Origin of the sequence: Vibrio sp. Vb0888 (assembly GCF_033338835.1) — a bacterium.
GTDB classification, from domain to species: Bacteria; Pseudomonadota; Gammaproteobacteria; order Enterobacterales; family Vibrionaceae; genus Vibrio; species Vibrio alginolyticus.
Genome location: NZ_JAWOTL010000009.1, coordinates 162,011 through 176,828 on the forward strand (window position 1 = coordinate 162,011; position 14,818 = coordinate 176,828).

Here is a 14,818-nt window from a genome sequence, read left to right on the forward strand (position 1 = left end):
TTTTTATTAAGGAACCCTACATGTCCATTTGGCAACGGGTCAATTTCACCCATCGCTTTAGTCAATTACCGTCAGCGTTCTATACGCTGGTCGAGCCACAACCCTTGGACAACACTCGCTGGGCCGCTTGGAATGGTGAGTTTGCACAGCAGTTTGGTTTACCAGAAGAGCAAAACGATGAGTTATTGGCGGTTTTTTCTGGGCTAAGTGAATTCGAACAATTTCGTCCTCTTGCGATGAAATATGCAGGCCATCAGTTTGGCGTTTACAACCCAGATTTGGGCGATGGACGTGGATTACTGTTGGCAGAAATTGAGCATCAGGATGGTACTTGGTTTGATCTTCACCTCAAAGGTGCAGGGCTAACGCCTTACTCGCGAATGGGAGATGGGCGAGCTGTATTACGCTCGACTATCCGTGAGTACCTGTGCAGTGAAGCCATGGCAGGCCTTGGGGTTCCCACGACACGTGCTCTCGGTATGATGGTCAGTGATACACCTGTTTATCGAGAAAAAACGGAATCGGGCGCTTTGTTACTTCGAATGGCTGAAACCCATGTTCGATTCGGTCACTTTGAGCATTTCTTTTACACCAACCAGTTAGCAGAGCAGAAGCTGTTGGCGGATAAGGTGATTGAGTGGCACTTTGCTGATTGTGCATCGGCGGAGAAACCATATGCCGCGATGTTTGACGCCATCGTGACTAAAACAGCCGAGATGATCGCATATTGGCAAGCTTTTGGTTTTGCGCATGGTGTGATGAATACCGATAACATGTCAATTCTTGGGCAAACTTTTGATTATGGTCCGTTTGGCTTTCTTGATGATTATGAGCCGGGATACATTTGTAATCATTCAGACTACCAGGGTCGTTACGCATTTGATCAACAGCCTAGAATTGCGCTTTGGAACCTGTCAGCACTGGCGCATGCGCTATCGCCACTCGTTGAACGAGAAGATTTAGAATCGTCGTTGAGTCAATTTGAAGTTCATTTAAGCCAGCAGTTCAGCCGCCTCATGCGTGAGAAGTTGGGCTTAAAAACCAAGATAGCGGAAGACGGGCGTTTGTTTGAAGCTATGTTTGAGCTTCTTCACCAGAACAAAACGGACTACACTCGCTTCTTCAGAACACTTTCAAACCTTGATAATGCGCCTTCCCATGCCGTAATCGATTTATTTCTCGACCGAGAAGCAGCGCGAGCTTGGCTTGATCTGTATTTAGCTCGGTGTGAGCTAGAGGTTGATGAACTAGGGGGTCTGATTTCAACCGAACAGCGTTGCAAACAGATGCGTCAAGCCAATCCCAAATACATCTTGCGTAACTACTTGGCTCAGTTGGCGATTGATAAAGCGGAAGAAGGGGACTTTAGCGAATTACACCGATTGGCCGAACTGTTAAAACGCCCATTTGATGAGCAACCCGAGTTTGATGATTACGCGAAATTGCCACCGGAATGGGGGAAGAAAATGGAGATAAGCTGTTCTTCATAAATGGGTCATTTCCCACCCATTTGTATCTTTTTCTTGGGTCGAATTCACTCGTTACACTTCTGATTCATGTTAATGGGCTTTGTTAATTTATTGAAATGCATATAAATTTTAACATGGTCCATTAATTGCTCTTTGTTGAACATCCGTACCCATCGCCTAACACCTAGCTACTCATGGACGGGATGGGATGTGATTCAACAAGGAGAATAATAATGTTTAAGCCTCTAACTCTACTATCTGTCTCTGCACTTGCTGTTACCAGTTTTAATGCTGCCGCAAATTGTGACCCGGGTGAAACGGTCATCAAGTTTAGCCATGTAACGAACGCGGACAAACACCCTAAAGGCATCGCGGCTTCGTTACTTGAAAAGCGCGTCAACGAAGAGATGAACGGTAAAGTCTGTATGCAGGTGTTTCCTAACTCAACTCTTTATGATGATGACAAAGTGTTGGAAGCGCTACTGAATGGTGATGTTCAACTCGCTGCTCCTTCTCTTTCTAAGTTTGAGAAATTCACCAAGAAGTACCGCCTTTTCGATCTCCCTTTCTTGTTCGATGATGTCGACGCGGTTGACCGTTTCCAAAACTCGGAAGCGGGTGAAAAGCTGAAAAATTCAATGAAACGTCGTGGCCTACAAGGCATTGCGTTTTGGCATAACGGCATGAAGCAAATGTCAGCCAACAAGCCGCTCATTTCTCCAACTGATGCTGAAGGACTTAAGTTCCGTGTTCAAGCGTCTGATGTACTCGTTGCTCAGTTTGAGCAGCTAGGTGCTAACCCACAAAAAATGTCGTTCAAAGAAGTTTACGGCGGCTTGCAAACTAAGGTTATTGATGGTCAAGAAAATACTTGGTCAAACATTTACGGCAAAAAATTCTTCGAAGTTCAAGATGGCATTACGGAAACGAACCACGGAATTCTGGATTACTTAGTTGTGACGTCAAACGACTTCTGGAAAAACTTACCAGATGATCAGCGCGAGCAGTTAAACACCATTATTCAAGAGGTAACTGCGCAGCGTAATGCTGAGTCAACCAAAGTAAACCTTGCGAATAAGAACAATATCATCGAAGCCGGTGGTGTGGTTCGTACTCTAACGCCAGAACAGCGTCAAGAATGGGTCACTGCACTTCAACCAGTATGGAAGAAGTTCGAAAAAGACATTGGTTCTGACCTAATCGAAGCCGCTTTGGCGTCTAACCAAAAATAATAACACCTAACACATTTAGCCCTCTCAAACTAAGGGGGCTCTTTCCCTCTACAGACGACGTGATGTAATTATGGAACAGACTTTTTTTGCCAAGGCTGGACGAATCACCGATGCCATTGAAGAGACTTTGATTGCTTTCTTCTTGGGTGCCATGACCTTGCTGACCTTTGCCAATGTCATCTTTCGTTATGTCTTTAACGACAATATTCTTTGGGCGCTTGAGCTCACCGTTTTCATGTTCGCATGGATGGTGTTGGTTGGCGCATCTTATGGTGTGAAAAAACACTTTCATATTGGTGTCGATGTCATTATTAACATCGTTCCGGAAGGTAAACGAAAAGCCCTGGCGCTTTTTGCAGCAATGTGTTGCTTAGCCTTCTCTATTTTGCTGTTAATTGGCGCTTGGAACTACTGGTATCCGTTCGCTACTGACCGAGCGTGGTATGAAACGGACGATATTCCAATGCCTGAAATGCTCCAGTTCATGGCCGACTGGTTAAATGAGGGAGAGCGTTATGAAAAGCTGCCACGTTTTATTCCTTACTTCGCTTTGCCACTTGGAATGGCGCTACTAACGTTTAGATTTGTTCAAGTCACGTGGCAAATCGCTACTGGTAAGCTCGATCGCTTGATTGCAGGACATGAAGCGGAGGAAGAGCTCGAATCTCTTAAAGCTGAGATGAGTGACGCTGAAGACGTAATGGCTCCAAAGGCCTCGCAAGACGCTAAAAACAAGGAGCAATAAGCCATGGATATCTTATTTCTATTTTTGATGGTAATTGGCTTTATGCTGGTTGGCGTGCCAATTGCTATTTCGCTGGGCCTTTCCAGTGTTCTTTTCCTTTTAATGCATTCGGATGCCTCTTTAGCGTCAGTTGCTCAAACGCTGTTTAATGCATTCGCGGGCCACTACACGCTATTGGCTATTCCATTCTTTATATTGGCTTCAAGCTTTATGTCGACGGGTGGCGTAGCAAAGCGGATCATTCGTTTCGCCATTGCCATTGTAGGCTGGTTCCGCGGCGGTTTGGCGATGGCTTCGGTTGTCGCGTGTATGATGTTTGCCGCGTTGTCAGGTTCCTCACCTGCAACGGTTGTTGCCATAGGTAGTATTGTTATCGCAGGTATGATCAAAAACGGTTACTCAAAAGAGTTTGCCTCTGGGGTAATTTGTAACGCAGGTACGCTAGGGATTTTGATCCCACCTTCGATTGTGATGGTGGTGTATGCAGCCGCAACGGATGTGTCAGTTGGACGTATGTTCCTTGGTGGTGTGATTCCCGGTTTGCTGGCGGGTGTCATGTTGATGATCGCGATTTACATTGCCGCGAGAATCAAGAACCTTCCAAAACAACCTTTTGTCGGTTGGAAAGAAACCTTTGATGCCGCCAAGGATGCAAGCTGGGGCTTGTTGTTGGTCGTCATCATTCTTGGTGGTATCTATGGCGGTATCTTTACGCCGACAGAAGCCGCTGCGGTTGCTGCTGTGTACTCATTCTTTATTGCTAACTTTGTATACAAAGACATGGGGCCATTTGCAGACAAGAAAAACACTAAACCTGCGCTCGTTAAAATCTTCCAAACCTTTGTTCATAAAGACACGAAACACACCCTGTATGAAGCGGGCAAACTCACCATCATGCTGCTGTTCATCATTGCTAATGCCTTAATTTTGAAGCATGTTTTAACGGAAGAACGGATCCCGCAAATGATCACCGAGTCGATGCTCTCGGCTGGTCTCGGACCAATCACTTTTTTGATTGTGGTGAACGTCTTGTTGCTGATTGGTGGTCAGTTCATGGAGCCATCAGGCTTGTTGATCATTGTTGCGCCGCTCGTGTTCCCAATTGCGATTGCATTAGGTATAGACCCAATTCATTTGGGCATAATGATGGTGGTGAATATGGAGATAGGAATGATAACGCCGCCCGTGGGTCTTAACTTATTTGTGACCGCTGGTGTTGCCAAAATGTCGATGATGAACGTAGTGAAGGCAGCATTACCCTGGGTTGGAGTGATGTTCTTGTTCCTAATTATCGTCACATATGTACCATGGGTTTCGACTTGGTTGCCTACTACCTTGATGGGGCCGGAGATCATTACCAAGTAATGGAAGCCAGAAAGTAGAAAGAGGTGTGAGAATTCACACCTCTTCGTCTATTGACTTGTAACAAGTTTTGCGCGGGTCTGAATTAATTCGACGTTCATAGTGTCGCCACCTCTTTTTATTTTTACGACGCTCTTCACCGAATCTTCTCTCTTCTTGATAGCAACCGTCTACGAGCACGGTATCTGTAACAATCGGTATTCTCACTTTTTCGTTCATATCTGTAACAACCATGATAAACCTGTTGTTAAAAATTATGATTCAAGTTGAATATAATGCCAGTTATCTGAACGTGTTTTATTTGTAAAGGTCTTTATTTATTTGGTAGCGCTGCATCTTGTCGTAAAGGGTTTTTCTTGGCACATTCAATTGGCACATTGTCTGTTTAATACTACCGTTGTTTTCTAATAAAGCGCCTTCAATGGCTGCTCTCTCAAACTCCGCTACTTGCTCTGCAAGGCTTGAGGAAGACTTAGCGACTGGGTTTGATTCTCCCAACTGAATTAACTTACCCAATAGCACAAAACGCTCTGCAGCATTTCTGAGTTCTCGAACATTGCCAGGCCAGTCATGGCTCATCAGTTGCGCTAGATCTTGGGGTGACAAGCTAGGTGAGCTTTTGCCATAACGTGAAGCTGCTACCAACAGAAAGTGGTGAAAGAGGGCTGGAATGTCTTCTTTTCGTTCGCGTAGTGGCGGGAGATCCAAGGTCACGACATTGAGCCGATAATAGAGGTCCTGACGGAAAGTACCTTCTTCAGCTGCGTGTTTTAAATCGACCTTTGTTGCGGCAATCACTCGAATATCTAAAGGCAATAATTCATTTGAACCGACACGCTCAATCACGCGCTCTTGTAATACCCTCAATAAACGAATTTGGGCTTGGATAGGCATCGACTCGATCTCATCCAAGAAAAGTGTGCCGCCTTGTGCAAACTCAAATTTACCGATACGACGGCTTTCGGCGCCAGTGAATGCGCCTTTTTCATGGCCGTAGAGTTCACTCTCAATTAAGTTCTCTGGAACCGCTCCACAATTTACGGCGACAAAGTTTTGGTTTCGGCGAGAGCTTTGCTCATGTAAAGAACGAGCGATTAACTCTTTCCCTGTACCGGTTTCACCAAACAATAAAATATCGGCGTCGGTATCGGCGATTTGGGTGATGGTCTCTCGTAATATTTGGATGCTAGAGGTTTCACCAATAACTCGTGGGCCAAGGGTTTTACTGGCTTTAAGTGACAGGCGCAGTTTTTCATTTTCATTGGTTAGTTTGCGCTTCTCAATCGCCCGCTTAACCGTTTCAACCAAATGCTCTGGCGCAAAAGGTTTCTCAATAAAGTCGTAAGCGCCTTGATGAAGGGCTTGCACAGCCATGGAAATATCACCGTGTCCAGTGATCATGATGACGGGTAAGTTTGCATCGCGTTGAGTCAAAGTTGTCAGCATATCCATACCAGAAATGCCCGGCAAACAGATATCAGTGACCACGACGCCAGCTTCTTCTCCTTGCTGCATCGCTATTAAAGCCGATTCTGCATCCACAAAAAACTTGGCGTCGATATCCGCCAGTTCAAAGGTCTGTTCTATAGCGATTCTGAGATCGGCCTCATCATCAATAAAAAACACCTGACACATGATCTTATCCTTTTGATGGTTCAGTGTTGTAAGAAGTGATAGGTAAACACAATGAGAATCGAGCGCCGCCTTGTTCTCGATTATGGGCACATAATTTTCCATTCATACTGGCTAAGATTTGTTGCGAGATAGAGAGACCCAAACCTAAACCGTTCAGTTTAGTAGTTAGAAACGGTTCACATAAATCAGAAAGTGAGAAAGAGCCAAGCCCTGGGCCATTATCATCAACATGAATCCAAACCAAATCAGTGTGCTCATCGTGTTCTACAGATAATTCTACCTGTTTGTCTTGTTGTTCTTTGAGTGCTTCTATCGCATTAGTCAGTAAATTGACCAACACTTGCTCCAGTTGAATAATATTGATCTGCACTTCAACATCATGCTTTGGCAAATTTGTTTCTAACGTGACGCGCCCTGATTTAAATGCGGGCTTCATCAGTTCTTTTACAGAGGCAATCACAGGGAACAATCGAGATTGAGCCAACTCGTCACCACTGGTTTTTTTGGCGAAAGAGCGAAGTTGCTGACTGATATTTGCCATACGGTCAGTGAGAGCAGAAATGCGAGTGAGATTATCTTCCACTCGCTCATATTTTTCTTTTTTTAGAAACAGCTTGCCGTTCTCCGCAAAGCTACGAATTGCCGCAAGTGGATTATTCAGTTCATGGCTGATACTGGCTGACATTTGTCCTAACACCGCGAGTTTCGCTGCTTGCACCAATTCATCTTGAGTAACGCGTAAAGTTTGCTCGGTATCGATACGCTGTGCGATCTCAGCTTGCAACTCGGCAGTCCGTGCCATGACTTGATATTCCAACTTTTGATTGGCTTCTTGTTGAATTCGTTCAATTTGCAAGTGACGCTGTTGACGGTGATAGATAAGCTGACCAATTAAAAACAAAACCATGAATGCTAGAGTGAGTACAAAGATGTAACCCATGGTGAACCAAACGATCGACTGTTTAGGAGACAGCACACGAATTGTCAGTTTGAGTTCGGGAAGGGGCAGCGAAGAGACCACCAAGGTTCCTTTATTGTATGGGTAACCCTGTTTAAGCTCAGAATGCACCTCGTCCAAACTACCTACTAATCCAAGCGTTTCAATTGGCGCATCAAGATATTGTTGGCTTGCCCAAACTTGCTTTTTCTCTTTTTTTGTCAGTGGTTGTAAGCTTTTGAGTAGCCATTCACTTCGGCTACTCATGAAAACAATTCCGTATGGGTCGCTGGCGACAAAAACACTGTTAGGTTGCTGCCAGTTGTCCTCTATCTTACTTAGGTCCATCTTCACCACGACGACACCAAGTACACCGCCAGCGTATACGATGGGATAAGAATAGTAGTAGCCACGTTTACCAGATGTTGAGCCCAGTGCGTAGTATTGGCTTCTTTTGCCTACAATGGCTTGTTTGAAATAAGGGCGAAATGCAAAATTTCGCCCGATAAAGGAGCGCTCTTTACGCCAGTTGCTGGCCGCGATCGTTGTACCCCATTGATCGATTAAGTACGTATCCGCTGCTTCAATCACGCCATTAACGGATTCTAAATACCGATTAGTGATTTCCAGTTGCGCACTGTTGTTGGGGTGCTGAAGCGCTTGATAAAGAGGATCATCTTTAGCGAGAAGATTTGGGATATGGGCGTACTTATCGAGTTTATTTTTTATATGGCCAGAAAATTGCTCCAGCTGTGATTGGTGTTTATCAAGTAGAGATTGATAACTGGTCTGCCAAACCCAATGGCCACCGATAATTGCGGACAGGAAATAGAAAGCAAAAAATGTCAGCAGAATCCGTTTTTTTTGCGACATCCTTACACTCCTTACAACTTCCTTTGGTCACGTAAGAAAATGTTAATAGTTTGTAGGAAGGATTAGGGATTTAGTTTTCAACTCTGTGGAGTAAAACAAGAGCAAGATCTCTTTTTAGGCTTTTCGATAAAAAAACCGGTCGATTCTCTTGAAAAAGTCGCTATTGTCCCCATTCTAGATATGCTGGCGATGCTTAGACGGTGTCTGAATCGCATTTTTGAAGAAAAAATGGGTCAGCATTCGAGAATTTAGCGCAGACAATGTCCACATAGTGGCTATTGGCTCGACAGGGTTGCGACAGATCGCTAGAATGTCGCGTCTAAAAATTCTGTCCTGAGGCTAATAGGAGATACCTTTGGTTATTTTATCGAAGATATCACTGATTAGTCCGGTACTGACAACCAGTATCGATACTCGATTTTAAATTAGGTGTTCGGACAGAACACTACACAAGGATGAAGCGTAAGCTCCTCTGAGTTTCGCTCATACGCTCGGAAAACCGAGCCACTTTAGAGGTTTATATATAATGCAAGTTACTGTTGAAACGCTAGAGGGCCTAGAGCGCCGTCTAAACATTACTGTTCCAGCTGCAAACATCGAAGACGCTGTAACAGCTGAACTACGCAACATCGCTAAAAACCGTCGTTTCGATGGTTTCCGTAAGGGTAAAGTGCCTCTAAAAATGGTTGCTAAGATGTACGGCAAAGCAGTACGTCAAGACGTTCTTGGTGAAGTAATGCAACGCCACTTCATCGAAGCTATCGTTAAAGAGAAAATCAACCCAGCTGGCGCTCCAACTTTTGCTCCTGTAGAGAACAAAGAAGGTTCAGACCTAGTTTTCACTGCAACTTTTGAAGTTTACCCAGAAGTTGAGCTTAAAGGCCTAGAGAGCATCACTGTTGAAAAACCACTAACAGAAGTTAAAGATGCAGACGTAGAAGAGATGATCGATACTCTACGTAAGCAACAAGCAACTTGGGTTGAAGTTGAAGAAGCAGCAGAAGATGGCAAACGCGTAAGCATCGACTTCGTTGGTTCTATCGACGGTGAAGAGTTCGAAGGCGGTAAAGCTGAGAACTTCCCTCTAGAAATGGGTGCTGGTCGCATGATCCCTGGTTTCGAAGACGGTATCGCAGGTAAAACTGCTGGTATGGAATTCGACATCGACGTGACTTTCCCAGAAGATTACCACGCTGAAAACCTAAAAGGTAAAGCAGCTAAGTTCGCAATCAAAGTGAACAAAGTTGAAGCTCGTGAACTTCCAGAACTAAACGACGAGTTCGTTGCTAAGTTCGGTGTTGTTGAAGGTGGTGTTGAAGCACTTAAAGCTGAAGTTCGTAAGAACATGGAACGCGAACTTAAGCAAGCTGTTAAGAACCGCATCAAAGAGCAAGCGATTGACGGTCTAGTTGAGCAAAACGACATCAACGTACCATCAGCGCTTATCGAGCAAGAAATCCAAGTTCTACGTCAACAAGCTGCACAACGCTTCGGTGGTAACCCAGAAGCTGCTGCTCAGCTTCCACGTGAACTGTTCGAAGAACAAGCTAAACGTCGCGTAGTTGTTGGTCTTCTACTAGGTGAAGTAATCAAATCTGAAGAGCTAAAAGCGGACGACGAGAAAGTTAAAGCTCTAATCGAAGAAATGGCTACTGCATACGAAGATCCATCAGAAGTTATTGCTTACTACGAGCAAAACGAAGAAATGATGAACAACATGCGCAACGTAGCTCTAGAAGAGCAAGCAATCGACGCGATCATCGCTAAAGCACAGGTTTCTGAGAAAGAAGTAGGCTTCAACGAGCTACTTAACCAACAACAACCTGCTGCTTAATAAGCAATATCTTGCGTAGAAGGTTGACTTAACGTTAACTATTCTGCTAACAATGGTCCGTATGATAGTCATCATCCGGGCCATTTATTTTAGGGACATAAGAATATGAGCTACCAAGAAAAAAATGCAATGTCGCCAATTATGGACGCGCTAGTACCAATGGTGGTTGAACAAACTTCCCGAGGCGAACGCTCTTACGACATCTACTCACGTCTGCTTAAAGAGCGCGTGATTTTTTTAACGGGTCAAGTGGAAGACCACATGGCAAACCTTGTCGTGGCTCAGCTACTTTTCCTAGAATCTGAAAATCCAGATAAAGATATTTTCTTATACATCAACTCTCCAGGCGGTAGCGTAACAGCAGGTATGTCTATTTACGATACCATGCAGTTCATTAAGCCAAATGTGAGCACAGTATGTATGGGTCAAGCATGTTCAATGGGTGCCTTCCTGCTTGCAGGTGGTGCGCCAGGTAAGCGTTATGTACTGCCTAACTCACGTGTAATGATCCACCAACCATTGGGTGGTTTCCAGGGTCAAGCTTCTGATATCCAAATCCATGCTCAGGAAATCCTGACGATTAAACAGAAGCTAAACAAGTTGTTAGCAGAACATACAGGCCAACCTCTTGAAGTCATTGAGCGCGATACTGATCGTGATAACTTCATGTCATCAGAGCAGGCTGTGGAATACGGTATCGTGGATGCAGTGTTAAGCCACCGTGGCGAGTAATTTGCCAGCGCATTTTGGCAAAAATTGATATACACTCATTCATGAAGAGTAAAGGCTAAGAGGTTAGCGAATGACAGATAAAAGCAAAGAAAGTGGCAGCGGTAAATTGCTGTACTGTTCTTTCTGCGGCAAAAGTCAGCACGAAGTTCGCAAGCTAATCGCAGGTCCGTCAGTGTACATTTGCGACGAATGTGTCGACTTATGTAACGATATTATTCGCGAAGAAATCAAGGATGTTCTCCCTAAGAAAGAATCTGAAGCGTTACCAACGCCAAAACAGATCCGTGAACACCTTGATGACTATGTGATCGGGCAAGATTACGCGAAAAAAGTGCTCGCAGTTGCGGTATATAACCACTACAAGCGTTTACGCAATGGTGATACAACGAGCGAAGGTGTGGAGCTTGGTAAGAGTAACATCCTTCTAATTGGTCCTACAGGTAGTGGTAAAACACTACTTGCGGAGACATTAGCTCGATTCTTGGATGTGCCATTTACAATGGCAGACGCGACGACACTAACCGAAGCCGGTTACGTAGGTGAAGACGTTGAAAACATCATCCAAAAGCTTCTGCAAAAATGTGATTACGATGTAGCTAAAGCGGAACGCGGCATCGTTTACATTGATGAAATTGATAAGATTTCACGCAAAGCTGAAAACCCATCTATTACGCGTGACGTATCTGGTGAAGGTGTTCAGCAGGCGCTACTAAAACTTATCGAAGGTACGGTTGCATCGGTTCCACCTCAAGGTGGTCGTAAGCATCCTCAGCAAGAATTCCTACAAGTGGACACATCTAAGATCCTGTTCATCTGTGGTGGTGCTTTTGCTGGCTTAGACAAAGTGATTGAGCAGCGTGTTGCAACAGGTACAGGTATTGGTTTTGGTGCTGAAGTTCGTTCGAAGAATGAATCGAAGACGGTAGGTGAGCTATTTACTCAAGTTGAACCTGAAGACTTAGTGAAGTACGGCCTCATTCCAGAATTCATTGGTCGTCTACCTGTAACAACAACACTGACTGAGCTTGATGAAGAAGCGTTGATTCAGATCCTATGTGAACCGAAGAACGCACTGACCAAGCAATATGCAGCATTGTTTGAGCTAGAAAACGCCGAACTTGAATTCCGTGAAGATGCGCTGCGCGCTATCGCGAAAAAAGCAATGGAGCGTAAAACAGGTGCTCGTGGCTTACGCTCGATTCTTGAAGGCGTGCTACTTGAAACCATGTACGAATTACCATCTGCAACAGACGTTAGTAAAGTCGTGATTGATGAGTCCGTCATTAATGGCGAGTCAGAGCCACTGCTTATTTACAGTAACGCAGACAATCAGGCAGCTGGAGCAGAGTAAATTCAGCCATAATTAAAAAGGAGGTAAGTAATTACCTCCTTTTTTTATTTCTCTTATTGAATCCAAACAATTAGCCCCCATATACTGCCTTAAGTAATACGTTAAACGTGAAAGCGGAAGAGAGAATTATATGAACTTGGAACGTTCCGAGCGTATCGAGATCCCGGTACTACCTCTACGTGACGTAGTGGTCTACCCACACATGGTTATTCCATTGTTTGTTGGTCGTGAGAAATCGATTAGCTGTCTAGAAACGGCGATGGAAACCAACAAACAAGTTCTTCTTGTGGCACAAAAGCAAGCGGATACTGACGAGCCTACGGTTGACGACCTATTTGACGTAGGTACGGTAGCCACCATTCTCCAGCTCTTGAAGCTTCCGGATGGCACAGTAAAAGTATTGGTCGAAGGCCAGCAGCGAGCAAAAATCAATCACTTTAAAGAGAGTGACTTCTTCCTAGCAGAAGCTGAATTTGTTGTTACGCCAGAATTGGATGAGCGTGAGCAAGAAGTGATTGTTCGCAGCGCGATTAATCAGTTTGAAGGGTTCATTAAGCTAAACAAGAAGATTCCACCAGAAGTGCTAACGTCACTTAATGGTATCGACGAAGCCGCACGCTTAGCGGATACCATTGCGGCTCATATGCCGTTAAAGTTGGTGGATAAGCAGCAAGTGCTTGAAATTGTTGACGTCACTGAGCGTCTGGAATTCCTGATGGGCCAGATGGAATCAGAGATCGACTTGCTGCAAGTTGAAAAACGAATTCGTGGTCGCGTTAAAAAGCAAATGGAAAAATCTCAGCGTGAGTACTATCTGAATGAGCAAATGAAAGCGATTCAGAAAGAACTTGGTGAGATGGAAGACGCACCAGACGAGTTCGAAACGCTACAGAAGAAGATTGACGAATCAAAAATGCCTCAAGAGGCACGTGAAAAGACAGAGCAAGAGCTGCAAAAGCTTAAGATGATGTCTCCAATGTCTGCTGAAGCAACAGTGGTTCGTAGCTACATCGATTGGATGGTCAGCGTTCCTTGGGCTAAGCGCTCAAAAGTTAAGAAAAACTTAGCGAAAGCAGAAGAGGTTCTTAATGAAGATCACTACGGTCTAGAACGCGTCAAAGAACGTATCCTTGAATACCTAGCGGTTCAAAACCGTATCAACAAGCTAAAAGGTCCTATCCTTTGTCTTGTTGGTCCTCCTGGTGTAGGTAAAACGTCTCTTGGTCGTTCAATTGCTTCAGCTACAGGCCGTAAGTATGTTCGTATGGCGTTGGGTGGTGTGCGTGATGAAGCGGAAATTCGTGGTCACCGTCGTACTTATATCGGCTCATTACCAGGCAAATTGATCCAGAAGATGTCGAAGGTTGGTGTGAAGAACCCGCTGTTCTTATTGGACGAAATCGACAAAATGTCTTCCGATATGCGTGGTGATCCGGCATCGGCTCTACTAGAAGTACTTGATCCTGAACAGAATAACTCGTTCAACGATCACTACCTAGAAGTGGATTACGATCTCTCTGACGTTATGTTTGTTGCGACATCGAACTCGATGAACATCCCGGGTCCATTGTTAGACCGTATGGAAGTTATTCGTTTATCTGGTTACACCGAAGACGAGAAGCTGAACATTGCAAAACGTCACCTTGTTGATAAACAAGTGAAGCGTAATGGCTTGAAAGCGGATGAGATCGTCATTGAAGATTCTGCGATTATTGGCATCATTCGTTACTACACGCGTGAAGCGGGTGTCCGTAACTTAGAGCGTGAGATTTCTAAGATCTGCCGTAAAGCGGTGAAGAACATCTTGCTGGATAAGGACATCAAGTCAGTAACGGTAACGATGGACAACCTAAAAGAGTACTTAGGTGTTCAACGTTTCGATTACGGTAAAGCGGATGAAAGTAACCGAATTGGTCAAGTAACTGGCCTAGCTTGGACCGAAGTGGGTGGCGATCTATTAACGATTGAAACTCAATCAATGCCAGGTAAAGGTAAGCTGACACAAACGGGTTCTCTTGGTGATGTGATGCAAGAGTCTATCCAAGCAGCAATGACAGTGGTTCGCTCTCGTGCAGAAAAGCTAGGTATCAATACTGACTTCTACGAGAAGAAAGATATTCACGTACACGTCCCGGAAGGCGCGACACCAAAAGATGGCCCAAGTGCGGGTACAGCAATGTGTACAGCATTGGTTTCTTCTCTAACAGGCAACCCTGTGAAAGCAGAAGTAGCGATGACGGGTGAAATCACACTGCGTGGTGAGGTTCTACCTATCGGCGGCCTAAAAGAGAAGTTACTTGCGGCACACCGTGGTGGCATTAAGACAGTGCTAATTCCAAAAGATAACGAGCGTGATTTGGAAGAGATTCCTGATAATGTTATCGCGGATCTGGAAGTTATCCCTGTACAGTGGATTGATGAAGTACTGAAAGTCGCACTAGAGCGAGACCCGACGGGCGTTGAGTTTGAGTCTCAAAAATAGTGATGTGTAGCAAAAATAAGTAAAAGTTTACGCTGATAAGCCCAAAAAGACTTGTCAGCGTTTTTTTTGGGCGCTAAGTTAGTTTCGATAGCTGCCAGCCCTTGATGAATAAGGGGTGGAGCATATTTTCTTAACAATGGAACGAAAGTCATCACAAAAATAATCA

Annotated in this window: 11 protein-coding genes; 8 read left to right on the top strand and 3 right to left on the bottom strand. The window is 44.6% G+C overall.

Going from position 1 to position 14,818, the window contains the following annotated elements; genetic code table 11:
- Positions 1-20 precede the first annotated feature (20 nt).
- The 4 genes from R7P72_RS14600 (at position 21) to R7P72_RS14615 (ending at position 4,811) form a co-directional block, all read left to right on the top strand.
- A complete protein-coding gene (locus R7P72_RS14600; protein ID WP_213907066.1) occupies positions 21-1,490 on the top strand; it encodes a protein adenylyltransferase SelO in 1,470 nt (489 codons plus the stop codon).
- Positions 1,491-1,702: 212 nt separating this feature from the next.
- A complete protein-coding gene (locus tag R7P72_RS14605) occupies positions 1,703-2,701 on the top strand; it encodes a TRAP transporter substrate-binding protein (RefSeq protein WP_017634784.1) in 999 nt (332 codons plus the stop codon).
- 70 nt (positions 2,702-2,771) lie between these two features.
- A complete protein-coding gene (locus R7P72_RS14610; RefSeq protein ID WP_005382256.1) occupies positions 2,772-3,446 on the top strand; it encodes a TRAP transporter small permease in 675 nt (224 codons plus the stop codon).
- A gap of 3 nt (positions 3,447-3,449) precedes the next feature.
- Positions 3,450-4,811 carry a TRAP transporter large permease gene (locus tag R7P72_RS14615; protein WP_005382255.1) on the top strand — a complete coding sequence of 454 codons (1,362 nt, stop codon included), beginning with the start codon at positions 3,450-3,452 and terminating at the stop codon, positions 4,809-4,811.
- Between the two features lie 33 nt (positions 4,812-4,844).
- Here R7P72_RS14615 and R7P72_RS14620 read toward each other — a convergent pair whose 3' ends face one another.
- The 3 genes from R7P72_RS14620 to R7P72_RS14630 form a co-directional block, all read right to left on the bottom strand.
- The gene (locus R7P72_RS14620; RefSeq protein ID WP_021034161.1) at positions 4,845-5,027 is read right to left on the bottom strand and encodes a hypothetical protein; all 183 of its coding nucleotides are present in this window, start codon (positions 5,025-5,027) and stop codon (positions 4,845-4,847) included.
- A 78-nt stretch (positions 5,028-5,105) separates the two neighbouring features.
- Positions 5,106-6,443, bottom strand: a complete 1,338-nt coding sequence (locus tag R7P72_RS14625; protein ID WP_005382254.1) for a sigma-54-dependent transcriptional regulator — start codon at positions 6,441-6,443, stop codon at positions 5,106-5,108.
- A 4-nt stretch (positions 6,444-6,447) separates the two neighbouring features.
- Entirely contained in the window at positions 6,448-8,253 is a 1,806-nt protein-coding gene (locus R7P72_RS14630) for an ATP-binding protein (protein WP_005382253.1), read from the bottom strand.
- Between the two features lie 526 nt (positions 8,254-8,779).
- Here R7P72_RS14630 and tig point away from each other — a divergent pair.
- From tig to lon, 4 genes are all read left to right on the top strand, one after another.
- Entirely contained in the window at positions 8,780-10,087 is a 1,308-nt protein-coding gene (gene tig, locus R7P72_RS14635; protein WP_005382251.1) for a trigger factor, read from the top strand.
- A gap of 105 nt (positions 10,088-10,192) precedes the next feature.
- The gene (gene clpP, locus R7P72_RS14640; RefSeq protein WP_005382347.1) at positions 10,193-10,819 is read left to right on the top strand and encodes an ATP-dependent Clp endopeptidase proteolytic subunit ClpP; all 627 of its coding nucleotides are present in this window, start codon (positions 10,193-10,195) and stop codon (positions 10,817-10,819) included.
- 70 nt (positions 10,820-10,889) lie between these two features.
- On the top strand, positions 10,890-12,170 hold the full coding sequence (gene clpX / locus R7P72_RS14645; RefSeq protein ID WP_005382345.1) for an ATP-dependent protease ATP-binding subunit ClpX: 1,281 nt from the start codon (positions 10,890-10,892) through the stop codon (positions 12,168-12,170).
- Between the two features lie 130 nt (positions 12,171-12,300).
- Positions 12,301-14,652 (top strand): endopeptidase La, encoded by a 2,352-nt coding sequence (gene lon / locus R7P72_RS14650; protein WP_005382343.1) that lies wholly within the window; start codon positions 12,301-12,303, stop codon positions 14,650-14,652.
- Positions 14,653-14,818: the final 166 nt, after the last annotated feature.

Coding starts and splice junctions, on each gene's coding strand:
- R7P72_RS14620 (WP_021034161.1), bottom strand. CDS start 5,027: ATGAACGAAAAAGTGAGAATACCGATTGTTACAGATACCGTGCTCGTA.
- lon (WP_005382343.1), top strand. CDS start 12,301: ATGAACTTGGAACGTTCCGAGCGTATCGAGATCCCGGTACTACCTCTA.
- R7P72_RS14630 (WP_005382253.1), bottom strand. CDS start 8,253: ATGTCGCAAAAAAAACGGATTCTGCTGACATTTTTTGCTTTCTATTTC.
- tig (WP_005382251.1), top strand. CDS start 8,780: ATGCAAGTTACTGTTGAAACGCTAGAGGGCCTAGAGCGCCGTCTAAAC.
- R7P72_RS14625 (WP_005382254.1), bottom strand. CDS start 6,443: ATGTGTCAGGTGTTTTTTATTGATGATGAGGCCGATCTCAGAATCGCT.
- clpP (WP_005382347.1), top strand. CDS start 10,193: ATGAGCTACCAAGAAAAAAATGCAATGTCGCCAATTATGGACGCGCTA.
- R7P72_RS14615 (WP_005382255.1), top strand. CDS start 3,450: ATGGATATCTTATTTCTATTTTTGATGGTAATTGGCTTTATGCTGGTT.
- clpX (WP_005382345.1), top strand. CDS start 10,890: ATGACAGATAAAAGCAAAGAAAGTGGCAGCGGTAAATTGCTGTACTGT.
- R7P72_RS14610 (WP_005382256.1), top strand. CDS start 2,772: ATGGAACAGACTTTTTTTGCCAAGGCTGGACGAATCACCGATGCCATT.
- R7P72_RS14605 (WP_017634784.1), top strand. CDS start 1,703: ATGTTTAAGCCTCTAACTCTACTATCTGTCTCTGCACTTGCTGTTACC.
- R7P72_RS14600 (WP_213907066.1), top strand. CDS start 21: ATGTCCATTTGGCAACGGGTCAATTTCACCCATCGCTTTAGTCAATTA.